A 23,602-nucleotide genomic window follows, 5' to 3' on the forward strand; every position below is an offset into this window, starting at 1 on the left:
TCGTGCATCCTTGAGGGACACCCAAAAGAGACGAGGATCACAAATGGTTTCGATCGACCTCAACAGCGACGTCGGTGAATCGTTCGGCAACTGGACCATGGGCGACGACGCCGCCATCTTCCGCTCCGTCTCCAGCGCCAACGTGGCGTGCGGCTTCCACGCCGGCGATCCATCCACCATCGCCCAAACCTGCCGCGACGCCGTCGCCGCGAACGTCACCATCGGCGCCCACGTGGGGTACCGCGATCTGGCCGGATTCGGCCGCCGCTTCCTCGACTGCTCCCCCACCGAACTGGCCGACGACGTCCTGTACCAAATCGGAGCGCTCGACGCGCTCTCCCGCGCTGCCGGCGGCACCATTAAGTATGTGAAACCCCACGGCGCCCTCTACAACACGATCGTCACCCATGAGGTGCAGGCCCAGGCCGTGGTCGACGCCGTCAAGGCGTTCGGCGGCGACCTGCCACTCCTTCTCCTCCCCGGCTCCGTCGCACTGAAAGCCGCCGAGAAAGCTGGCCTCCGCGGGGTCTCCGAAGCCTTCGCCGACCGCGCGTACAACCCGGACGGCACCCTGGTCTCCCGCCGCGAACCCGGCGCCGTCCTGCATGACGAGGACGAGGTCGCCGCCAACATGGTCCGCCTCGCGACCGACGGCGTCATCATCGCCCGCGACGGATCCACCCTCAAGACCACCGCGGAAAGCATCTGCCTCCACGGCGACACCACCGGCGCGGTCTCGATGTCCGCCGCCGTCCGCCGAGACCTGGAGGCAGCCGGCGTCAGCATCCGGAGCTTCGTATGAGCCAGCCCGAGATCCGCTGGGCCGGGCCTCGCGCCCTCCTGATCGAACTCGATTCCCTGGAATCCGTCCTCGCCGTCCACTCCCGACTGCAGGAGCGGCCACTCCGCGGCCAGGTCAACGTTCTCGCCGCCGCCCAAACCGTGCTCGCCGTCTTCGACTCCGGCACCGCCGCCCGCGCAGCTCGAACCGCCCTCGCCTACCTCGACACCGCTCCCGCAACCGACACCGCGGCCACCGGGGATCCGGTCCGGATCGAGGTGGTGTACGACGGCGACGATCTCGCCGAAGTGGGACGCCTCACCGGCCTCGACCCCGACGGCGTCATCGCGGCCCACACCGGCCAACTCTGGACCGCCGCCTTTGGTGGCTTCGCCCCGGGTTTCGCCTACCTGGTCGGTGAAAACGAGACCCTCACCGTCCCCCGCCGCACCTCACCGCGCACCGCTGTCCCAGCCGGCGCGGTCGCCCTGGCCGGCAACTTCTCCGCCGTCTACCCGCGGCGCTCCCCTGGCGGCTGGCAGCTCATCGGCCGGACCGCGTCCCGCCTCTGGGACCTGAACCGGGACCAGCCCGCCCTGTTGCGCCCCGGCACCGCGGTGCAGTACGTCGCCGTGCGGGAAACCGTGACCCTCCCGGACCGAGCAGCCGACGACGACGCTCCCGCAGTCGCGACGCCTCAGTCCACTAGCCATGCCCTCGAGGTCATCGCCCCCGGGCCGCAGTCCCTCATCCAGGACTTGGGACGCCCCGGATTCGGCGACGTCGGCGTCTCCAAAGCCGGCGCGGCCGACACCGCGAGCGCCCGTCAAGCCAACCGGCTGGTCGGAAACGCCCCCGGCGATGCCGTGATCGAAACTATCCTCGGCGGCCTCACGGTCAGGGCACACGGCGAACTCACCCTCGCACTGACCGGTGCCATCACCCCCGCCGGGATCAGCGGCAAGGACAGCACCCGGACCGTCCCCCTGTGTTCCCCGTTCGCCCTGCACGACGGCGAGACTCTCCACCTCGACGCGCCCGACACCGGGCTGCGCACCTATCTAGCCATCCGCGGCGGCATCGACGTGCCGGAGGTACTCGGCAGCCGCTCCACCGACGTGATGTCGGGGATCGGGCCTGATCCTCTCGCTGCGGGCACCCTGCTGCCGATCGGCCCGATCGATCAGGGCCGCACGGTCGGCGCCGCGGAACCGTCCACCCTGCCCGACGCCATCCTCAGGGGGTCGAAAGAGCCAGTGCTCCTCCGGATCACCACCGGTCCCCGCCAGGACTGGTTCACTCCCGAATCGCAAGAAGCACTCACCGGACAGACCTGGACCGTGACGGCCGAATCGAACCGGATCGGCGTCCGCCTCGCGGTAGGTGAAGAGACTGGTCAACCAGACGAGACTGGCCAACCACTGGAACGGGTCACCACCGATGAACTCCCCAGCGAGGGCGTCGTCGCCGGATCACTGCAGGTGCCGCCGTCGGGCCTGCCCGTCCTTTTCCTCGCCGACCATCCGGTGACCGGCGGGTACCCGGTGATCGGCGTCGTCGTGCCCGAGGACCTGCCGATTGCCGCCCAACTGGCACCCGGTACTACCCTCCAGTTCCAGACCGTGGATCCCACAACCCTGCAGTCGAAACAGACACCGCGCCCGATCACCACCCACAGCTCGTGAAAGTAGCACCCATGAAAAAGGTCCTGATCGCCAACCGCGGGGAAATTGCCGTCCGCATTGCCCGCGCGTGCACCGACGCGGAGCTCACCTCGGTGGCCGTGTACGCCGAACCGGACGCCGATGCCCTGCACGTCCGGCTCAGCGACGAGGCCTATGCGCTCGGCGGATCGGCCAGCGCAGACACCTACCTCAATATCGACAAGCTCCTCGCCATTGCCAAAAAGGCTGGCGCCGACGCCGTCCACCCCGGCTACGGGTTTCTCTCCGAGAACGCCGACTTCGCCGAGGCGGTGCAGGACGCCGGACTGATCTGGATCGGCCCCTCGCCAGCGGCGATCCGCAGTCTCGGCAACAAGATCACCGCACGGGAAATCGCCGTCAAGGTGGGTGCCCCGCTGGTCCCCGGGTCCGACGGACCGGTCGCCAACGCCGAGGAAGTCCGCGCGTTCGCGGAGGAATTCGGCGTCCCCGTCGCCATCAAGGCGGCCTACGGTGGCGGCGGTCGCGGCATGCGGATCGCCCACCGGATGGAAGACATCGACGACGCATTCGACTCCGCGGTCCGCGAAGCCACTGTTGCGTTCGGCCGGGGCGAGTGCTTCGCCGAACGGTTCCTGGACAAGCCACGCCACGTCGAGGCGCAGGTGCTGGCCGATACGCACGGCAACGTGGTCGTCGTCGGCACCCGCGACTGTTCCCTGCAGCGCCGCAACCAGAAGCTCGTCGAGGAAGCCCCGGCGCCGTTCCTCACCGATGAACAGCGCGCCCGCATCCACGAATCCGCCCGCGCCATCTGCCGGGAGGCCGGGTACACCAGCGCAGGAACTGTCGAATACCTGGTGGCGCCTGACGGCGTGATCTCCTTCCTCGAGGTCAACACCCGCCTGCAGGTGGAGCACCCGGTGACGGAGGCGACGTCGGGCATCGACCTGGTGCGCGAACAGTTCCGCATCGCCGCGGGACTGCCCGTCAGCATTACTGAGGATCCGGCCCCGCGGGGCCACGCGATCGAGTTCCGGCTCAACGCCGAGGACGCTGGCCGCGGTTTCCTGCCCTCCCCCGGCCCGATCGACGTGTTCGAGGCGCCCACGGGCCCCGGCATCCGCGTCGACACCGGGGTGCGGTCCGGCTCCAGCGTCCCCGCCGAGTACGACTCCCTGATGGCCAAGCTGATCGTCCACGGCGAGGACCGGCCGCAGGCGTTGCGACGCGCCCGCGCCGCCCTCGACGAGTTGCGGATCGAGGGCCTCCCCACCGTGCTGCCGTTCCACCGCGCAGTGGTGCGGGACCCGGACTTCACCAACCCGGACCGGCTCGGCGTCTACACCACGTGGATCGAGAATGCGTTCGCCGAACGTCTGGACGCTGCCCTGTCCAGCGGGACTAAGGGTCCCCTCGCCCGCCGGGAAACGCTCACGGTGGAGCTTGATGGCAAGGCGGTCCAGCTGGGGCTGCCCGCCGAGATCTTCGCCGCGTTGATGAGCGGCGGCGGAACCACTGGAGGCGCCGCCGTCGGGCAGACCTCGGGAACGACGGCCGACGACGGCCACGTCGCCGCGTCGATGGGCGGCACCCTGGTGAAGTGGCTGGCCGACGACGGCGCCGAGGTCACCGCGGGGCAGGCTGTTGCGGTGCTGGAGGCGATGAAGATGGAGACCGAAGTGGTGTCCTCGGCGTCCGGGACCTTCAGCCGTGGCGGACAGCAGCCGGGCGCCGCCGTCGCGCGCGGTGAGGTGCTGGGCACAGTCGGCTAACATCTGTTGGTGACGAAGGTGGGGGAAAGCAATGGCAATAGAAGCCGCAACTGAGCTGGACAGGACATCGGGTGTGGCCGAGCACGCGCACACGGCGACGTGGATCGCCACCGTCCTGAGGGGCCGGATAGCCGCAGGAAAGCTCACGCCCGGGTCCAAGTTGTCGGAACAGACGTTGTCGACGGCGCTGGGAGTCTCCCGCAATACTCTCCGAGAGGCGTTTTCGACGCTCGCCAGCGAGTCGATGGTGACGAAAATTCCGAATCGCGGCGTGTTTGTGGCCTCTCCCGGGATCGAGGAAGTGCGCGAAATCTACCGGGTGCGCCGGATGATCGAACCGGCGGCGGCCCTGTGGGGCGAGGCCACCCCCGAGGTCCTGGAAAACATGGAAGCCATCGTGCGGCGCGCGCAGGCGGCCCGCGACGCCGGATCGGTCCCCGGCATGGCCGACGCCAACCAGGCGCTCCACAGTGCCGTGGTTGGCCTGGCTGGCAGCGCATCGTTGCGGACCCTGATGGACCGGGTGCTTGCCGAGATGCGGCTGGTGTTCCACGCGATGGCGTCGGCCCCCGACTTCCACAGCCACTATGTGGACCGCAACGTGGAGCTCGTTGAGCGGCTGCGCGCTGGGCACCGCGAGGAAGCCGCCGCCGGGCTGCGTGATTATCTGGACTCGGCTGAGGCTGAGCTCCTGGGGCACCTCGCAGGGGAAGCTGCCGCCGGGCAGGCCCGGGCCGGCGAGGGTGCCCGGTAGGGGCTGGTTGCCAGCCGGACCTTTCCCGCTAGTGCAACTCTATTCACCGGTTTCGTCCTTGGCCGATTTCCGCTGGGTGAATCCGCGCGGTTCCTTTTCCGAGGCCCACTTGAAGAACTTCAGGGACAGGAAGGTTCCAGCAACTCCCCAGGCGAGCAGCAGCAGCATCGCACCGGTGTCCCAGGACGGACCGCTCTGAGACAGTGCCCCAGTGAACAACGCCATCAAGGGTTTGCCTGGCAGCAGGGCCAGGATACCGTCGGCGGTCTCCCCCAGCGAGAGGGCGAAGAATGCGCCCGATAGGAACGCGAGTGGGAAAAAGATGCCGTTGACGATCGGAACGGCGGAGTCTGCATTCGGCGGGACGAGGGAGAGTGCGGTGCCAAGGGGCGCAATGCAGAGGAAACCGATGGCGGTGGCGCCCAACAACATAGGCAGCCGGTCAACGATCAGATCCACCCCGAGGCCAAGAGTGCCGATGAGGGTCAGCGTCACGAAGACCACCACCAGGGTGACGATCGCGTTGGCGAGGAAGGCTCCCATCACCACCAGCGGGGATACCGGCGTCGTCCGGAACCGTTTGAAGAGTCCGTGGTGCCTGCGGATCGCAAGTCCAATCGCGACATTCGCGAAACAGACGGACAGGAGCGCAAAGGTCAGGACCCCTGCGTAGCTGTAGTTGCCCTGGGTGATCTGGTTTGACCCCAAATCCAGGACGACTGCGGATTGGTCACGGTAGGCGAAACCGAAACCCACGTAAAACATCACCGGCAACAGGACAATAAATGCCAAAGAGATGATTGACCGCCAAAAATCCTTGAACTCAATTTCGACGTGCAGCAGGAATGACCGGACGAAGGTTCCCTCGTTGGTGGTGGGAGCGACGGTTGCGGTACTCATGGGTTTCCTCCTGTGGTGACTGCTGGCTGGAGCAGGGTCGCGTAGGCGTCGTCCAGGCTCGGAGGGATGACGGTGAGGCCTTGAAGTGGCTGGCCAGCGTCGGTGGACCACCGCTGCAGTGCGGCGATCAGGTGATCCTGGTCGAGCGTTTCATAGCGCACCATTCCGGCGTTCACCTCGGCACCGGCTGGTAACGACGACGGCTCAATGCCGCCCAGCAGGAAACGGACCTGCGTCTTGGAATTTGAGCCCGCGATGATTTCATGGGGCGATCCGGACGCGATGAACGCTCCGTCGGACAGGACGTGGACTGTGTGCGCCAGATCCTGAACCTCTTCAAGGTCGTGGGAGGTGAGAATCACCGTAGTTCCTGCACTGTTGACTTCGCGGATCAGTTCGCGGATGCTGCGGCGGGATAACGGGTCCAGACCCGTGGTCGGCTCATCCAAAAACAGGATCTCTGGGTGGCCAATCAGTGCGAGTGCAATGTCGAGGCGCCTACGCATTCCGCCCGAGAGCGTTCGGACCAGGTCGTTCTGTTTGTCGGCCAACCCCACCTTGCGCAGGATGTCCTGCACCTCCATGGGATGTGAGTAGTAGGAGGACTGCCGCCGAAGGAGATCCCGGGAGGAGATGCCCGGTTCCAGCATGGTCTGCTGCAGGACAACGCCCATGCGCTGACGGAGCGACCGGAAGTCGGTCCGTTTTGCGGGGTCAAGTCCCAGGACGCTGAGGGTCCCCCCGGTGCGCATGCGGTGGCCTTCCAGGATTTCGACCAGGGTGGTCTTGCCGGCCCCGTTGGGACCAAGCAACGCAACGATCGCTCCTTGTGCAACTGAAAGATCAATGCCTCGGAGAACCGGAGTGGCGGAATAGGCCTTCACCACACCTACCGCGTTGATTGCGCTCACTGGCTGTTCCTCATCTCTTTTATCGAGCTGCATGAACCCGACCCGCTCGTTGCGCCGGTCTCGGGTACGACGACCGCTTTGCGGACCGACATCACCAAAATGGGACTCATGTTTGACACTTTTTTGTCAATTCACTTTTCGAGGAATGTATGCGTGAGGGTCAGACTAGATAGCCAGAAGATGACCCCTATCCGACTACATCCACCTCCCAGCTAGGGCTTGCACCCGATCGCTGCCTACCTCCTGAGTGTGATGTGAAGTAGAATTTCGACTACTTGTTCTCGACGTTTGACAAAATGAGTCAAACGGAGATCTGCAGGGTTGTCAATAGATACCGCTGGTCTGGGTACGTGCATGAAGGAGTGGCAGTGACTTTTGGAGAAAAGCTTCGTGAAGCGCGGATGGCCAAAGGCTTAACGCAAAATGAAGTGGGTGGAGGAAAGTACTCCACCAGTTATGTGTCACTGCTCGAACGGGCCCAGCGTCAGCCCACCCCGGCGATGACCCGCCACTTCGCGGGCATCCTGGGGGTTGATGCAGAGCTGGTTGCCGGCTGGATTGATCCGCCCGAGGCCGACAGCGGTGGATTGTCGGCCGCAGTGCTTCATGCGAACAGCGCCTGGAACCTAAAAGATCAGGCGCTGGCAGCGTCGGAAGCCGAGTACGCGGCAAGCCTGGCCAAGGAACAGTCGAACACCGTCGTCTGGTGGACAATGACCGCCGTGCAGGCTGACGCCTATCTGGCGCTGGGCCGGTTCGGTGAGGCCGCTGCCACTCTGGATGAACTCCTGAAACACCCGACCACTCTGACGCAGCCGGAACTCCAGGTAACGGTTCTCGCGCGACTGTCGGCGATCAAACGCGCCACTGGCGAACTCGAAAGCGCGATTGCGCTGGCACGCTCTGCCACCAGGGCGGCTGCCAGCCTGCCCCAGCACTCAGCCACCCGACTCGAATCCGGCTACGTGCTGGTTGCGGCATTGGCGGTCCGGGGGAACCTCGACGAAGCCTGGCATTACGCCTCGGAGCTCGCCCAGATGGATAAGTTTCCGGAGGTGCCATCCCTGTCCATCGGCCGGGCTGCCTGGGTGGTGGGCAACGTTGCGTTCCGCCGCGGAGACTCCGAGACCGGACTGCAGCAACACCGGCTGGCCGCAGAACACATCACCCCCCATGCCGATCTCAGGATGTGGGCACAGTTCAACCGTGCCAGCGCATCGAGGCGGCTGGCGGCTGGAATAGCTGACGACGGCGTTGACCAGTGCATTGCGAACGCCGAACTCGGTCTTCGCATCTCCGGCAGCTCCGAAGAGCATCGCGAGCTGGCCCTGACGAAGGCACAACTGCACAGCATGCGGGGCGACTATGCAGCGGCGAAACCGTTGCTTCTCGAGGTCCTGGAGCAGGCGTCAGGACTTGAATTCGAGGCAGCCGGACTGCTGCAGCACCTGTTGGGCCGCTACTACGCCAGCATCAACGACGATGACGCTACCAAGAAGCACTTCATGCTCGCAGCCAAGCTCTACTCCGATGCCGGCGCTTCGGACATCGCATCCCAGATTCTGGGCGAGCTGATGGACGTCACCCCGTGACTTGGCTGACCGCCACCACTGCCCGAAAAATTCTTCTCCACTCGTAAAAACCCCCGAAAGGACACACCATGGAGTATTTCCCCTGGTTCGCATGGATCGCTATTGCAGGAATTGCGGCCTTCGCCGTCACCCAGGTGGCGACCCAGCTCGCCCGCAGGAGATCTGAGCCCTCAGACGATCAGCTGATGCAGGCCATTCGGGAGACCCGCGACAGTAACCAGGCCCTGCGCGCCAGGCTTGAGCAGTTGGACGGTCGCTTGTCCGCGGTAGAGCGCGGCACCTCGGGTCGCAACGTCCCTCTCTAGCCCGGCGATTGGAACCCCGCCACGTCAGCGAAGCGTTCTATGGCACCAGGTAGTCGCTGTCCCGGGCATCGGTGATCAGCATGTGCCCCGGCGCGTGACCGATCGCCAGCGGCGGGCGTGAATGCATCACCGCCGCCTGCGGCGTAACGCCGCAGGCCCAGAACACCGGCAGGTGGCCTTCGGGGATCTGCACCGCATCGCCGAAGTCTGGTGAGCCCAGGTCGACACCGAGCTCCTCCGGATTCCCCACGTGCACGGGAGCCCCGTGCACCGCTGGATAGCGGGAGGTAATGCGGACGGCGTCGGCCACCTGGGCTGCTGGCACCGGCCGCATCGAGACGACCAGCGGACCAGACATGGCTCCGGCCGGAGCGGCGTCGCGGTTCGTCCGGTACATCGGCACATTCACGCCCTGGTCGATGTGGGCGATCCTGATGCCGCCGTCCTGCAGTGCGGCCTCGAAGGTGAATGAGCAACCAAACAAAAACGTCACCAGGTCATCGCGCCAGTGTTCGGTGATGTCGGTGGGCTCGTCCACCTTCACGCCCTCGTGATACACGGTGTACTTCGGGACGTCGGTCCGGATATCACCGCCGGCCAGCAGCGGTCCGGTGGTTTCGCCCGGCTCCAGCACCCCGAGGATGGGGCACGGTTTGGGGTTGCGCTGGGCGAAGAGCAGCAGATCGAACGCCTGCTCCCGCGGGATCGCCAGCACGTTCACCTGCGCGTAGCCGCGGGACCAGCCCGACGTCGGCGTCACCAGTCCGCCGCGGAACGCGGCTCGCGCGTCGGCAGGCAGCATCGAGGCTGGGTCAGCCGGCAGGTCGATCAGCCCGGCGCTCAGCCCCATAGCTTCGCCAGCCCAGTGATGGAGGTGTAGCCGAGGAACAGGGTGAGGAACCAGGTGATGACGCCCACGATCAGCAGCCACTTGGGGTAGACATAGCCGTGCAGCAGGTCCCGGCGGCGCCAGGCCACCCAGAGGAGCACCCCAAAGCCGACCGGCAGGATGAGCCCGTTGAACGCACCGGCGAAGATTAGTAGCTGCTGCGGCGCCTGGCCCAGGAAGAGGTAAACAGTCGCACAGCCGGCGATGAACGCAACGGTGATGAGGTTGCGCTTGCGTTCTGAAGTCTTCGAGGTGGTGATGAAGGAGACCGAGGTGAACGCGGCACCGATCACCGAGGTGATCGCGGCGGCCCAGAGGACAATGCCGAAGACCCGCATACCGATTTCCCCTGCTGCAATGCCGAAGGCTTCGGCGGCCATGTTGTCGCTGGTCAGCACCGCACCGCCTGCGACGACGCCGAAGATCGCCAGAAACAACAGCACCCGCATCACGCCGGTGACAATAATGCCCAGCACCGAGCTGCGGGTGATTTCCCTGACGTTCTCGATGCCCGTGACACCCGAGTCGAGCATGCGGTGCGCGCCGGCGTAGGTGATGTAGCCACCGACCGTGCCACCGACGAGAGTGGTGATGATCAGGAAGTCGATCTGCTCGGGCAGGATCGCGTTTTTCAGTGCTTCGCCGACCGGCGGGGCCGCAACGATGGCGACGTAGATCATCAGGAGGATCATGATCGCACCGAGGAATACTACTATGCGGTCCAGCGCCATGCCGGCCTTCTTGCTGACGAAGATCATGATCGCGATGACGGCTGAGATGGCGCCGCCGATCTTGGGGTCGACGCCGAGCATCGCATTGGCGCCGAGCCCGGTGCCGGCGATGTTGCCGATGTTGAATACCACTCCGCCGATGAAGACCAGCCCGGCAAGGAACCAGCCCACCCCGGGGATGACCTTGTTACCGAGTTCCTGGGCGCGAAGTCCTGAGACGCCGATGACACGCCAGACATTCATCTGGACGGCGATGTCGATGAGGATCGAGGCCAGGATGGCGAAGGCGAAGGCCGCGCCGATCTGGGCGGTGAACACTGTGGTCTGGGTGATGAAGCCCGGCCCAATGGCGCTGGTGGCCATCAGGAACATGGCCCCCAACAGCGCTGTGCGCCGAGCCGAAGAGCTCAACTTTGGTTTGTTCTCGGTATCTGCCATTGGTCCGTCCGTTACGTCAAGGTGACTGGAGTCACATCTAGTATTGGGAAAGACCCTACAGGTTGTTGAACAATCTACGCAAGGTATTGTTCAACAATTCTCGCGAATGACCTATTCGAACAGGTTCCGCACGTCGCCCGCTGTGAGGGCTGACGAGAACATTGCGTCGTCGTCCATGACCGCCGTGAAAAGCTTGGCTTTCTTCTCTTTGAGGGCCATCACCTTTTCCTCGATGGTGTCCTTGGCCACCAGCCGGTACACCATCACGTTGCGGGTCTGGCCGATCCGGTGTGCCCGGTCCACCGCCTGGTTCTCGCTGGCCGGGTTCCACCAGGGGTCCAGCAGGAAGCAGTAGTCCGCCTCAGCGAGGTTGAGCCCAAACCCACCCGCCTTGAGACTGATCAGAAACACCGGAGCCTTCCCGGACTTGAACTTCTCCACCACCTGCGCGCGGCGGCGGGTTTTTCCGTCCAGGTAGGCGTACTCCATTCCGGCCGCATCCAGTCGTTCCGCGGCCTTGGCCAAAAACCCGGTGAACTGGCTGAAAATCAGCGCGCGATGCCCCTCGGCAACGATGTCTTCGAGCTGCTCGAACAGGGCATCGAGCTTGCTGGACGGCACCGACGCATACTTCTCATCGACCAGCGATGCGTCGAGGCTGAGCCTGCGCAGCATGGTCAGCGAACGGAAGATCTCGAACCGGTTCCTGTTCATGTCATCCAGCAGGCCCAGCACCTTCTGTCGTTCGCGCTGCAGGTGCCGCTGATAGATGGTGCGGTGCCGCGGCGACAGCTCGAGCTCCAACACCTGCTCCTGCTTCGGCGGCAGGTCTTTGGCAACGAGTTCCTTGGTGCGCCGGGTGATCAGCGGACGGATCCGTCGCCGCAACTGCGCCAGCCGCTCGCGGTCCGCGTCCTTCTCGATGGGCCGCTGATAGTACTCGGCGAATTTCTTGGAACTAGGGAAAAGCCCCGGCGCCGTAATCGCGAACAGCGACCACAGCTCCATCAGGTTGTTCTCCATCGGCGTGCCCGTGATCGCCAGTTTGAACGGCGCAGGGAAACTTCGTGCGTTCTGGCTGCCCCGGGTCAGTGGATTCTTCACGAACTGCGCCTCATCCAGGATCAGGCCAGCCCAATCCTGAGTTGCATACAACTCGTAGTCCAACCGGAAAAGGGTGTAGGACACAATGACGACGTCGTTATCCGCGGCGAGTTCTGCGGGCTGCGCACCGCTGCGGCGCAAGGTATCCATTACAGCCGTTGTCCGCAGGTGCGGCGCGAAGCGGTGCGCTTCAGCGGCCCAGTTGGGAACCACCGAGGTGGGAGCCACCACCAGGAACGGCCTTGTCTCTTCCGCCGACTCGCGGGTATGGGAGATCAGCGCCAAGGTCTGCAGCGTCTTCCCCAAACCCATGTCGTCAGCGAGAACGCCGCCGAGCCCATGCTTCCAAAGGAAGACAAGCCAGCTGAAGCCCTCCTGCTGGTAGGGGCGCAGCGTCGCGTTGATACCCGCCGGGACGGGCACGACGGGAACCTCGGAGAGCTCAAGCAGGGCAGACACCGACTCCCGCCACGCGTCGGCCTGCGCTGCGACCGTCGCGAGGTCGGTGAACTCCTCCCAGAGACTCGCCTGAAACCGGCTGATCCGAAGCTCGCCGGTGTCCTTCTCCTGCAGCGACCGCGCCTCCTCGATGAGCCGCCGCAGTTGCTCGAACTCCGGCTGATCCAGCGCGAAATAGCCGCCGCCGGGCAGCAGCAGGTGCCGTTCGTCAAGGGCCAACGCACGGAACAACTCACCGAACGGCACCTCAATCCCGCCCAACGACACACTAACGCCGAGGCCAAACCAATCGCGGTCCTCTGTTTCGGTGGTGCTCACCGACACCTCCGGCTGCTCCGTCAGCTCGGTGTAGTCCGGCAAATCCTCGCCCTGTACCACCCGCACCCGTTCCACGGTTTCCAGCTCGGGCACCAGTTCGGCCACGAAGCGGGCCGCAGCCACACCCTCCAACTGGAGTGACTCGGACCGACCCGGGACGCCGTCAGCCGGGCGGGGGAAGGCGTCAAACCAGGCGGCACGAAACCCATCCAGGACGCCCGCGACGGCGGCGAGCGTCGCCTTCTCGGCGGCGCGGTCACGGTGGCGGGAGCCGTCGTCCGGCAGGAGGTGCGTCGTCGTCGTGCCGGCGTGGGTGTAGTCCCAGGACCAGCCCAACCGCACCGCGCCGTGGCTCGCCTCGCCGGATCCGGCAGAGCGACGGCGGGACCGGGCGCCCGACAACGACGGCGCGGGAATGTAGGTGAGCGTGAGGACCAGCGTGGGTGGCGCAATCTCGGGGAGGTCGACAGAGCCGTCTCTAGAGATCACCCGTACCTGTTGCTGCAGCTGCGGGTAGTACTCCTCCAGGAACGCCTGACGTCCGGTACCGGGAATCTTCAGCGGGGCGTTCGCAGTTACCAACGACCGCAACGCTTCGGGTACGGGAGCCCGGGTTCTGGCGAGCGAAATATTGCCTGCCGCCTGGGTGGGGATGGCGTCCCACCAGAAGAGACCGTGCGCGGGTGTGCCGATGAGGCCAAACGCTGCCGGGTCCAGGACGCGCCCGCCCACCTCCAGGTGGGGAGCCAGATGCAGCCCCCGACCCGCAGCGCTCACATCGAGGTGCACGTCAGCGACGTCGTGGAGGGTGACCCGCGCATCGCCCGTCCCCACAAACTCCACGCCGGCCTCACGGCCCTGCGCCAGGAGATCCCACAGCAGCGGCGACCGAAAATTGTTCAGCTTCATTGAGGTTCCGTGGCTGTAGCCGTAGCTTTGGCCCCGCCCGCCGACTGCCGCGAACGTGCACATCCAGTCCCAGTGCGCTTCCTCCAGCCCACCGGCTGAGTATCCGCCCTGAAACTTCTCCCAGCGCAACTGGCCAGTCACCCAGTTGCCTGCGGTGCTGCGCTGGACCGCCTTCACCGAGAGGAAGACCGCGACGGCTGACGTTGAGTAGTCTCGTTCCCCGTGCACCTCAAAGTGCAGCGCGAGTGGAACAGTGGGTGCTGCGGCCCGGGATCCGTAGCCGCTGGCTGAGTAGTGAGTGGTGGAGGCTGGCTTCGGCACGTTCACCAGGGCGTCCAGCCGGCGTTGCCAGGGTGACGGCTTCTGCTGCTGGGGTGCGGGCGATGGTCCCGGTGCTGGGGCAGGGGTGGCTTTGGTTGGCTTCCTGGATGCGCGCGGCTGGGCGGCATTGTGCGTGAGCAGCAACGCTGCAACGTGCTTGCAGTTGCTGCGCATCGGGCACGAACACAGGCCGTACGACAAACCGGGGATGGCACCGGAGGAGCCCGAGAACTTCACAGTCGTCCGGTACGCCGAACCGCGGGATCCCTCAACTTTTCCGGACAGCTCCGTGAAGCCGGCATTCCACGTCAGATCGTAAACCGAGCCCTTGCGGGCGTAGGTACCACCACGGCGGAAACTGGTGTCACCGACGAGGCCCCGAACCTGTTCGGGAAGTGCGGAGGGAGGAGCAGCAAAGGCCATTGAGTTAACGTTACTACCCACCGGTGGCGGTGATCCGCAAGTGACGCAGCGCGAAATATGCAAGAAACTCAGAGATTGGAGCTTCCTGCCTTGAGGGGCACCGGTCGCTTCCTCCGCTTCCAGCGATGTCCGGATATCCGAACACTGCGCATCGTCCTAATATCCGGGCATCAGGCGCTGCCCCAACCCGCATCATCCCCCGAAGCCAAAAGCCAAACCAATACCTTGATGCCCAGGTGATTGCGTAATACGATATTATTATGTGCACAGGAGAGACGATCAATGGCCTGCCGGTCTGCGAGGATCAAATCGAGGAATGGGCAGCCGAGGCCGAAGCTGGGTACGACGGCGGGGCGTTAAAGAAGCGCGGGCGCGGACGGCCGGGGCGGGGCGCAGGGCCGACGCAGGTCGTCGCGCTTCGTCTCACTTCAGAGGAGCTCGCCGCGATCGACGTTCGGGCGGCACATGAAGGGAAAACACGTTCCGAGGTTATCCGCGAGGCGCTAGCGACGTTCGCTGCATGAAGGTCCATGATGCTGCGCTCAGGCACGGCATCCTTCCTGTGGACGCTATTCAGGCCGCCACGTGGGCACTATGGATCGAGGAGCTCGACGAAGGAAGTCCAGCGCGCCAGCTTCGGCTCGGGTTTGATACCCAAGGTCGACTGCTGGAGACCATTGTGCTCGTGTTCGACAGCGGGAACGAACTCGTCATCCACGCCATGAAGGCACGACCCGAGAGGCTCGATCTTCTCCCCTGACTGCTTCTCTCACCTGACCGAATACATTGCCACGGCAAACCTTCGCTTTGCGAGACCCGGCGGTGAATCCATGCTCGGGCAGCGACCGATCTCGCCGACGCGATCGGCACCGCCCGCCCGATCGGTGCGGTGCTCTTCGGGTACATCGGCGACCGGGTGGGCCGCAGACCGGCCCTGCTGATCACCATCGTGATGATCGGTGTCGCCACCGGCCTGATCGGGTTCCTGCCGGACTTCGGCAGTATGGGCCTCGCGGCACCCGTCATGCTGGCGGTGCTGCGGCTGATGCAGGGACTCGCCGTCGGTGGCGAATGGGGCGGTGCCATGACGATCGCCGTCGAGCACGCCCCGATCGAGAAGCGCGGCCGGTACGCGGCGCTGGTGCAGGTCGGTTCGCCGGTCGGCACGCTGATGCCCTCGGGTGCGTTTGCTCTGGTGCTACTGCTCCCCTCCGAAGCGTTCGACGCCTGGGGCTGGCGCGTGCCCTTCCTGGCCGCGTTCCCGCTGCTGCTCATCGCCCTGTACATCAGGTTGCAGGTCGAAGAATCCCCGATCTTCCGTGAACTGGTCAAGCTCGAAGAGCGCGCCAAGATCCCCGCCGTCGACGTGTTCAAGCAGGCTTGGGGCCGGCTGCTCGTCGCCATCGCCGCAGCGTTCCTGGGCGTCGGCGGGTTCTACGTGATGACAACCTTTGTGATCAGCTACGGCACCACCACCCTGGGCATGGACCGCCAGCTGATGGTGAACGCCACCCTGGTGGCCGCCGTCGTGCAGATCGGCGTCGTCCTGCTGGTCGGCCGGATCAGCGAGAAAGTCGGTCCGGGCCGGATGACCTTCTTCGGCGGATTGGCGACGGCGGCGGGCGCGTTCCCGCTGTTCTGGATGATCGACACCCGCAACCCTGCCGCCATCATCCTCGCGGTGACCATCGGCATTGCGCTGGTCTCCCTCGCCTACGCCGTGACCGGCGCGCTGCTCACCGAATTGTTCCCACCACACCTGCGGTACAGCGGTGTGGCCCTGGGCTACAACCTGGCCGGTGCACTGAGCGGGTTCCTGCCGCTGATCGCTGTGGCGCTGCTGGGCGCTACCGACGGCGGTTCGTGGACCGCGTCGCTGCTGCTGATGGCCGTGGCGCTGATTACGGCGGCCGGCGGGTTCTTCGGCGAGAAGCTCCGCGTCAAAGACAAAGCGATTGTGCAGTAGTCATGTTGACTCCAGAAATCACGAGACGGATTACCGACGCCGTCGACGCCGCCTTCGCTAGCCAGCTCGAGTTCACCGCCGAGCTGGTGCGGCACCCGTCGCTGCGGGCCGAGGAGGCCAGCGCGCAGGACCTGATGTTCGCGCAGATGGAATCCCGAGGGCTCTCGATGGACCGGTGGCAGCTGGACGAGGAAACCCTGTCCGCTCATGTGGGCTACGGGCCGACGACCGTCGCGTTCGAGGACCTCACCAACGTGGTCGGCACGTATACGCCTGCTGCACCCGCCACGGGGCGGTCGCTGATCCTCAACGGGCACATCGACGTCGTTCCCACCGGGCCGGAAGACACCTGGTCGCGGAGTCCGTGGGACGCCGAGATCAAGGACGGCTGGATGTATGGGCGGGGGTCCGGCGACATGAAGGCCGGACTGGCCGCGAACCTGTTCGCGTTCGATGCGCTACGGGCCGCCGGGCTGGCTCCGGCGGCGGTCATCCACATGCAATCTGTTGTGGAGGAAGAGTGCACAGGCAACGGCTCACTGGCTGCCCTGCAGCGTGGTTACACGGCGGAGGCCGTGATCATCCCCGAGCCGGAAGAGAACATGCTGGTGCGAGCCAACGTGGGAGTGATCTGGTTCAAGGTACGCGTCTCCGGGAAGCCGACCCATGTGCGGGAGATGGCGACCGGGTTCAACGCGATCGACGCCGCCTACACAGTGATGGGCGATCTGCGGGAACTGCAGGACAAGTGGAATGCCGACAAGGGCAGCCACCGGTACTTCGAGGACCTGGATCATCCGATCAACTTCAACATCGGGATGATTTCCGGCGGCGACTGGCCGTCGAGCGTGCCGTCCTGGTGTGAGTTCGATGTGCGGGCGGCGCTGTATCCGGGGGTAACGGCGGCTGATGCGTGGGCCCAGATCGAGAACTGCCTGCAGGATTCCACGTCCGGCGCTGAGGTGTCAGCGGTGCGGAGCGGCTTCTTCTCGGAGGGCTATGTTCTGGAGGAGGGGTCCGACGCCGAGGGTGTCCTCGCGTCGTCGCATCAGGAGGTGTTCGGGTCGGCCCTGGAGTCGTTCACGACGCCGGGCTACCTGGATGGTCGGGTGTTCACCCTGTACGGCGGGATTCCGGCGTTGGTGTACGGGCCGGTGTCGGAGGCAATCCACGGCTTCGATGAGCGGGTGCACGTCGAGTCGGTCCGGAAGGTCACGAAGACGATCGCACTGTTTATTGCCGAGTGGTGCGGGGTGACTGAGACCCCGTAGGTCTCTGGGTGCAAAGCATGAATACAGGGGGTTTTCCTGCTGGTTATTCAGCATTTCTGTCCGGCTCGGGCGCATCCGGAGCGCACATGTCCGAGGGCAGGTCCGGTGCGCCCAGATCTGGACGGAGTAGTCCGGCCGAAAGGTGTCGCGCCGAGGCCCTTTATTTGGTCGTCCATGCCCCCGGCGCGTTCTTGGTCCCCCACATCCCAAGGACAGTCACAACATCAGCAAAGTTAACGGTGCTCCAGCTCAACTGCTGCCGGCCGTGTGGCGGGATCCCGCACTGTGACGTCGTAGGTCACGTCCCGCAAGGCCGCTGCTTCTACATCCCACACCTGCAGGGCGAAGGATCCGTCCGTCCTTGGTACGCCCCAGAGGAAGTACGAATCGCCCTGGGTTTAATGGAGGCTCGCGATATGTGATTCCTACCAACCAGTTGTGGTCGGTCTGGTCAGCATAAAACGCCGGCTCGAGCTGAAGCTAGCGGGACATCGCCGAGGTGCCCGTGAAGGCGCTGCGTATTGTGCCAGTGAACCCATCCAAGGGTCGCTTGCTCGAGGTCCTCGACGGTTTTCCAAGGCCCGGGCGGGCTGGACCACGGACGAGTTCGGTCTTGCAATAGCCGCTCGCTGTCTCGGCCAGCGCGTTGTCGTAGCTATCGCCGAGGGTCCCGATCGAGGGGGTCGCGCCTATCTCTGCGAGGCGTTCGCCGTAACGGATTGAGGTGAATTGGCTGCCCGCATCGCTGCGACGGCGCAGATCCGCCTGATGACGGCCACGGCTCAACCTCGCCATTTCGATCGCGTCGAGGACCATCTCGGTGCGCATATGAAGCGCGCACCGCCAACCGACGATCGTCCGCGAGTACGCGTCGATCATGAAGCAGACGTAGGTGACCCTGCCCACGTCGGAACGAAGGTGAGGTCCGTCAGACAGAGCCGGCTCGGTGCCGTCGCGGTGAACTGTCGGTTCACGAGGTCCGGGTGCCTCGCCGCAGCCGGATCGGGCTTGGTCGTCCTGACCGGCTTCGTCCTCGTTGCTCCTTCGATGCCGGCTGCCCGCATCAGCCAGCCCGTCTGATCCCGACCGATAGCTATTCCGGCACGACGGGCGGCTTTCCAGAGCTTGCGGACACCGTAGACGCGGTAATTGGCCTCCCACAGGGCCACCAGTTCTGGTGTGACGGTGGCGTCGCTGATAGCACGTGCGTACGGGGTGCGGTTCTTCGCCGCGTAATAGGTGATTGGGGCCACTTGCAAGGGGGTATAGATGGCTCGACTCCACGCATTCGGCCATCGACGATGTCGTGTCTGTTCGCGTCGATAAACGCAACTATCTCTGGTTTTGACGGTCGAACTCCGCCCGAAGAAGATCGCGGCCCGTTTTAGGATCTCGTTCGCCCGGCGCGGCTCCCGGTTCTCCTGCTCGAGCTCATGCATCCGCCGGGCTTCGGCGGTGCTCACGCCGCCAGCGTGACCGTCATAGACGTCAGTCTGCCGAATTCACGCCCGGACTGATTCTGTTCCGTACCCGAGCTGTGATGCGACGCGGTCCACTGTCCCGTGCACGGTTCCGAGCCCTCCTCGCAAGGTCTGTACCATCCGCACCGCGGCCGCTTTCTCTTCCGGTGAGTACCTGCGTGCCGTTGACTTCCAAGACCCCTAACTCGTTGCCATGACTCTATTCTCGTTTCCAAGATCAGGACCCTCCAACGAACCCAGGGCGCTTCAACGTGCCTGACTCGTCCCGGATGGCTTTAGCCAAGGTTCTGGCCGTAATCCCGCCCGGGGAGGCGCCCCCGCGCTCAGTTGTCTCTACAGTTCAGGGGAGGTCGTCCTCAACGTTGAGAATCAGAGTCGGATCGGATGGGGCGTCCCGGAGTGGCGGGATCGCGCCCTTAAACGGGGGCGGCGCTTGCGTGGTATCCATTACTGAAACCAGACTCTCGCCGTCGATTGCGCTAACTCGAATTGTCGCGATCCTCCGCACTACTTCCTCGCCTTCGAGAGCCTCTCCCCGCGCTTGGCGAAGCCGCGCAATTATCTCCAATAATGCTTCTGGAGCAACAAATCTTGCGACCATTTCGAGATCTGCAGCCGCTTGGTAGAAGGTTGGGCGGAGACGAGTGCGTAAGACGACGATAGCGTCAGTCCTCGACACGGACTCTACTTCCTCAGCGCCGAGCTCGTTCTGCGGAAACAAAAATCGTAGATGCTCCACGCCAGACGACCAGTCAAGTCCGGTAAAGCCCGGTACCTCAGCCGATTCGGTCGTTTTCATTCCGAGCCCAGCAGCCATCTGCCTGAACAGATCGACGTACTGCTCCAATCCTGCTTTCTCGAGGTCGTCACTGAGTTCATCGAAAGTGATGCCATCTAGGCCGGGGACGAACTCTGTCGACCATTCCTGAGAAACGCGATGCCGGGATCGATCCTGCTCTCGCTGGCGATTCTCAAGCTGCGATCTGGCAGCTTCTCTGTCCCGCTCACTTATACCCTCGTGATTAGCGAGGGGACCCATATCCAGAACTGCCGACCACCCTCCAGCTTCTGGTGGAAGATCCCATAGCCGCGCTAACCGGTTCCGATGAAGGCATTCTATTCTCATTTTAGCAATTGGTGCTAGCCAAGCCGGTAGTCCCACTTCCGTCTGAAGAGCGAGCATACGCATGCGGTTTGATAGATCGATCTTCTCGCCAAATGATATGTCGACCGCGCCACGGATCACTCCCGCAATTTGCTCGCACAATTGTTCCACGTCGCTGTAGTGGAGTTTGAGTTCAACCGACTTTTGGCGCGGTTGTTGCTCGTCTGATCGGATCGCTGATGAGAATCGAGCTTGAATCTCCGCGAAGGGTATACCCCGGCTCCACTCGAAGGCCACGATAGCCCGAAGAAGCGCTGTGGCATCCCGATCTTCGATTGCCTCAGTATCCGCGTCCAGTAGCTTTTTTAGCTCTTCGGATACGACAAGTTGCCCATCGGCAACGAGCTGCGAAGGAAGGGCGTAGCGTTCGCCGAAGTACCGTGCGCAGTCCTGGCGCCGAGTGAGGTTCCCGTCCACGTACGCGAGAGCATATGTAAGGATTGCTTCTTTGAGCGAGGGATAATGGAATCGCGGCACACTTGGTAGCCCAACCCATGCCGTAACACCTTCAATTTCGCTGCTCCGACAGGCATTGAATAAAATGTCGATTGCTCCAGCGCCGCGAAGCGCAAGCCTAGCGAGACGTTCGAGAATGTCCGCGCTGCCGAGGCTCAGAGCCGATCTGCTTAGGGCGAGGCCAAGAATTGATGGACGTATCTTACCCTTTTCCTCGCTTAGAAGGGAGAGTCCGTCAAGCCTGGCCACGACTTCCGAAGCACTTGGCAGGTCTTCGTCCCCCTCATGATGCGCCAGGAGAGCGCCGATTACAGACTCGACCCTCGCTTCGAGAGCGATCGCGCGACGACTGGATCCATCGGCAGCTAAAACGTGGAGTGCAAGCACCGCAATATCGTCGAGGGAGCGAATCTGGCCGACGACGTGAGGAGTTCGCGCATCGACGGTAACGTATCGCTCGTAAACCCCGGCGAGCGTGGAAAGTTCAGACTTGCCGGTGGCAGTTAAGCCAGTGACGCTGTCGAGATCATTCGGACTGGGGACGATAATGTAGAACTCCCCGCGGTCGCGCGCTGCGAGCCCACGCCGCCCAGCGCGTCCGGCCTTATTGTCCAGCTGTGCGGGCGTTGCAAGACGAAGCTGTCGGTCACTTCCGAAGCTTGAGAGGCTGGTCGCGATCACTGCGTCAGCCGGCAAGTTGACGCCCATCGCTATAGTGTCTGTTGCAACTAACACCCGAAGTAGGCCATCAGGGCGTCGGAATTCATCTTCAAGTTGTCGCCGAAACCGTGGTGCGAGACGAGCGCTATGAAAGGCTACGCCATGCCGTAATCCACGGAGCACTTGTTCCCACAGTGGAAGATCGGAGAACTTGAGATCGGCAAACTTTGCGGCAGCCGCTTGAGGCTCATAACCTGCGGTGGCGAACCGGCCCTGCAGCCAGGGGTTCCCCTTACGGATCGGTTCACTCAGCTGTGCTTCCAGCATCTTCTGGATGGCAAACGCGAGGTCCTGAGCCGCAGTTCGTCCGGGGACAAAGACGATTATGCGTCGGCTTGGGTCTGTTTCGAGTAGCTCACCAACCAACGCCACCGCAAGTGGCGCTGTCCGCAGCTGGTTGACTTGGATCTTCGTAGGGTCAAGCTTGTCTAAGCGCTTGGACAGGTCATGACGCTCTTCGATGAATTCAGGGCGGCGGTTGGCATCAACCTTGCCAAGGGCCATCAGATGCGCATCACGCTGAATCCGCCAGGTTGTTTCGTTGACTACGAAGGTGTCGAGGGGCACAGGCCGGTCGACGGTTTGAATGAAGCCTGAGTTATGTACGCCGAGCCAGCTACGCAGCACATCGGTCGATTCAGCGCCGAGTGTTGCCGATAAGCCCAGAATTGCCGGTCGAATCTCCGATGGGATGAGTCGGATCATGGTAAGGAGTCGCTCTAACTTCACCGCGCGGTCCCTGTCCTCAACCAAGGTTTGAAGTTCGTCCACCACCACAAGCTCCGCATTCGACAACGTGGTGCCACCCGCGACCATATATCCAGCCAGTTTCTCGTAAATCGCCAGAGCCACCTCGAAACGTCCCTTGGCAACGAGTGAATCATTCTCCGGGTAGTCTCTCGACGCACCAAATACTCGAATATGTCGATCTTCAAGAGTCCAGGCATTTACCCACTTATCCCACTCACGAAGCTCCTGCGAAACGAGTGCCTTGGTGGGCACGACCATGACGGTGGACGACCGACGAGACACAGCGCCATTCATGAGTACCCGCGCAAGGGTGGTCTTCCCCGTACCCGTCACAGCGGCGGCCAATACACTCGATCTGCCTCGAAGCTCGGTGGCGCCGTCGCCCAACATCGAATGCTGAAAAGGGTCAAGTTCTGACAATTCACCGAGCTGGTTGCGAGCCTCATTTACGACTATTGGCGGTAATCCAACGAATGCTGCCAATGGACCGGGTTGAGTGTCCGGCAAAACGACGTTGGGTAGCCGCCCGTCAGTGATCCCCTCACCCGACGACCCTTTCATTCCCAAGCCAAGGCTATCTGGAGGAGTGGGAACCAGTGGAGGATCTGACAGACCTAGTAGGTCGTTGATCTTATTCGGTAGATCTCCATGCTCCTTGCCGTATGAAATATAAGCAACTTTGCCATCGAGCGTGTTAGCAGGTAAGTCCCGTTCACGGACTAGTACATAGATACGGCGAACTGTGTCTCCAAAGTTACTGCTAAACCATTTTAAGAAGCCAGTGAAGTTTGGGTCAGAGAGCCCTGCTCCATAACCAATCATTATCAAAGTGTGGGTCGTCGCGAGTGGTTGCAGGACTTGCGAGATCGGCTTAGCTAGTCTGAGCCTCTCATAATCAGATGCCGACAAGACTACAGATTCTGGGTTTTCGAAATATCCGTGAAGATGAAATACGCTAGACGCTTTTCGATCGTGGTAGTCCGCTATTCGCGCGGACTCGACCCAAGAAAACGGGGGCCGGTCAGACAACTGTTCGATCAAGTTGTCATAGTTGGTGGTGAGAACTGGCACCTCTGAGCGGAACACACGCTCAAACGCATAATTATTAACCTTCAGTGTGCCCACGGTGTCGCGCAGGAAAGAGCGGTATTCGCCCGATTCACCCGATTCGTCGAGCCGGTCGAAGCACATCTGCACCCACTGAGCTGCGATGATGAGCGTCATTGCATCAGTGGTGCCTTCTACTTGGGACTTGTAGAGTTCTGCCTGCGCTTTCCACTCCTCCCGAATCGATCCTAGGTACTCAAACCCTGCGATGAGCAATGATGCCCACGTCGCAAACTTCTGGTTGTCGGAAATTGCCGCGCTGATTCCCGTTCCGCAGACGAGGGCAACCTTGCCCTCGGCGGCTCGCGTACGTATATCTTCAATCCAGCGATCGGGTGCGGTCATGTACTGAACCATAGCGGCGATGGTTAGCTGAAGGTATAGTTTTGGTCCGATTTTCTGGTTTCAGGTG

The 23,602-nt window shown here is 63.3% G+C and carries 17 protein-coding genes and 1 pseudogene; 10 read left to right on the top strand and 8 right to left on the bottom strand.

Annotated elements, in window-relative coordinates; all coding sequences use genetic code 11:
- Nucleotides 1-43 precede the first annotated feature (43 nt).
- Genes H4V95_RS15345 through H4V95_RS15360 form a run of 4 tightly spaced genes read left to right on the top strand, consistent with a single transcriptional unit; the run spans nt 44 to nt 4,974 of the window.
- Nucleotides 44-802, top strand: a complete 759-nt coding sequence (locus tag H4V95_RS15345; RefSeq protein WP_209730981.1) for a LamB/YcsF family protein — start codon at nt 44-46, stop codon at nt 800-802.
- Complete coding sequence (locus H4V95_RS15350; protein ID WP_209730982.1) at nt 799-2,466, top strand: 5-oxoprolinase/urea amidolyase family protein; 1,668 nt, start codon at nt 799-801, stop codon at nt 2,464-2,466. Before H4V95_RS15345 ends, H4V95_RS15350 begins: the two co-directional genes overlap by 4 nt.
- Nucleotides 2,467-2,477: 11 nt before the next feature.
- Nucleotides 2,478-4,220 (top strand): biotin carboxylase N-terminal domain-containing protein, encoded by a 1,743-nt coding sequence (locus H4V95_RS15355; protein ID WP_209731395.1) that lies wholly within the window; start codon nt 2,478-2,480, stop codon nt 4,218-4,220.
- A gap of 31 nt (nt 4,221-4,251) precedes the next feature.
- Entirely contained in the window at nt 4,252-4,974 is a 723-nt protein-coding gene (locus tag H4V95_RS15360) for a GntR family transcriptional regulator (RefSeq protein ID WP_209730983.1), read from the top strand.
- A gap of 39 nt (nt 4,975-5,013) precedes the next feature.
- Here H4V95_RS15360 and H4V95_RS15365 read toward each other — a convergent pair whose 3' ends face one another.
- From H4V95_RS15365 to H4V95_RS19025, 3 genes are read right to left on the bottom strand one after another with little or no spacing between them, the layout of a single operon-like run.
- A complete protein-coding gene (locus H4V95_RS15365; protein WP_209730984.1) occupies nt 5,014-5,874 on the bottom strand; it encodes an ABC transporter permease in 861 nt (286 codons plus the stop codon).
- The gene (locus H4V95_RS15370; RefSeq protein ID WP_209730985.1) at nt 5,871-6,785 is read right to left on the bottom strand and encodes an ABC transporter ATP-binding protein; all 915 of its coding nucleotides are present in this window, start codon (nt 6,783-6,785) and stop codon (nt 5,871-5,873) included. Before H4V95_RS15370 ends, H4V95_RS15365 begins: the two co-directional genes overlap by 4 nt.
- Nucleotides 6,782-6,895 carry a thiopeptide-type bacteriocin gene (locus H4V95_RS19025; protein WP_395939850.1) on the bottom strand — a complete coding sequence of 38 codons (114 nt, stop codon included), beginning with the start codon at nt 6,893-6,895 and terminating at the stop codon, nt 6,782-6,784. Before H4V95_RS19025 ends, H4V95_RS15370 begins: the two co-directional genes overlap by 4 nt.
- 258 nt (nt 6,896-7,153) lie before the next feature.
- Between H4V95_RS19025 and H4V95_RS15375 the strand changes: the two genes are divergently transcribed.
- On the top strand, nt 7,154-8,377 hold the full coding sequence (locus H4V95_RS15375; protein ID WP_209730986.1) for a helix-turn-helix domain-containing protein: 1,224 nt from the start codon (nt 7,154-7,156) through the stop codon (nt 8,375-8,377).
- A gap of 68 nt (nt 8,378-8,445) precedes the next feature.
- Nucleotides 8,446-8,682 carry a hypothetical protein gene (locus H4V95_RS15380; RefSeq protein ID WP_196867237.1) on the top strand — a complete coding sequence of 79 codons (237 nt, stop codon included), beginning with the start codon at nt 8,446-8,448 and terminating at the stop codon, nt 8,680-8,682.
- 37 nt (nt 8,683-8,719) lie between these two features.
- On the opposite strand, the gene H4V95_RS15385 is transcribed toward H4V95_RS15380, so the two are convergent.
- From H4V95_RS15385 to H4V95_RS15395, 3 genes are all read right to left on the bottom strand, one after another.
- Nucleotides 8,720-9,532, bottom strand: coding sequence for a putative hydro-lyase (locus tag H4V95_RS15385; protein WP_209730987.1), 813 nt, complete (start codon nt 9,530-9,532; stop codon nt 8,720-8,722).
- A complete protein-coding gene (locus H4V95_RS15390; protein WP_209730988.1) occupies nt 9,523-10,740 on the bottom strand; it encodes an NRAMP family divalent metal transporter in 1,218 nt (405 codons plus the stop codon). The genes H4V95_RS15385 and H4V95_RS15390 overlap by 10 nt, the downstream gene beginning before the upstream one ends.
- Nucleotides 10,741-10,851: 111 nt before the next feature.
- A complete protein-coding gene (locus H4V95_RS15395; protein ID WP_209730989.1) occupies nt 10,852-14,274 on the bottom strand; it encodes a DEAD/DEAH box helicase in 3,423 nt (1,140 codons plus the stop codon).
- 260 nt (nt 14,275-14,534) lie between these two features.
- Here H4V95_RS15395 and H4V95_RS15400 point away from each other — a divergent pair, with 260 nt between their 5' ends.
- From H4V95_RS15400 to H4V95_RS15415, 4 genes are all read left to right on the top strand, one after another.
- A complete protein-coding gene (locus H4V95_RS15400) occupies nt 14,535-14,798 on the top strand; it encodes a ribbon-helix-helix domain-containing protein (RefSeq protein ID WP_209730990.1) in 264 nt (87 codons plus the stop codon).
- Nucleotides 14,795-15,034 (top strand): toxin, encoded by a 240-nt coding sequence (locus H4V95_RS15405; protein WP_196867242.1) that lies wholly within the window; start codon nt 14,795-14,797, stop codon nt 15,032-15,034. The genes H4V95_RS15400 and H4V95_RS15405 overlap by 4 nt, the downstream gene beginning before the upstream one ends.
- 120 nt (nt 15,035-15,154) lie before the next feature.
- On the top strand, nt 15,155-16,240 hold the full coding sequence (locus H4V95_RS15410; RefSeq protein ID WP_312884109.1) for an MFS transporter: 1,086 nt from the start codon (nt 15,155-15,157) through the stop codon (nt 16,238-16,240).
- Between the two features lie 2 nt (nt 16,241-16,242).
- Complete coding sequence (locus tag H4V95_RS15415; RefSeq protein ID WP_209730991.1) at nt 16,243-17,511, top strand: ArgE/DapE family deacylase; 1,269 nt, start codon at nt 16,243-16,245, stop codon at nt 17,509-17,511.
- A gap of 420 nt (nt 17,512-17,931) precedes the next feature.
- On the opposite strand, the pseudogene H4V95_RS15420 reads toward H4V95_RS15415, so the two are convergent.
- Both H4V95_RS15420 and H4V95_RS15425 read right to left on the bottom strand, forming a co-directional pair.
- Nucleotides 17,932-19,163, bottom strand: a pseudogene (locus H4V95_RS15420) (IS3 family transposase); the annotation flags it as partial.
- A gap of 169 nt (nt 19,164-19,332) precedes the next feature.
- Nucleotides 19,333-23,535 carry an SIR2 family protein gene (locus H4V95_RS15425; RefSeq protein WP_209730992.1) on the bottom strand — a complete coding sequence of 1,401 codons (4,203 nt, stop codon included), beginning with the start codon at nt 23,533-23,535 and terminating at the stop codon, nt 19,333-19,335.
- Nucleotides 23,536-23,602 lie beyond the last annotated feature (67 nt).

Origin of the sequence: Arthrobacter sp. CAN_C5 (assembly GCF_017875735.1) — a bacterium.
Classification (GTDB): Bacteria; Actinomycetota; Actinomycetes; order Actinomycetales; family Micrococcaceae; genus Arthrobacter_D.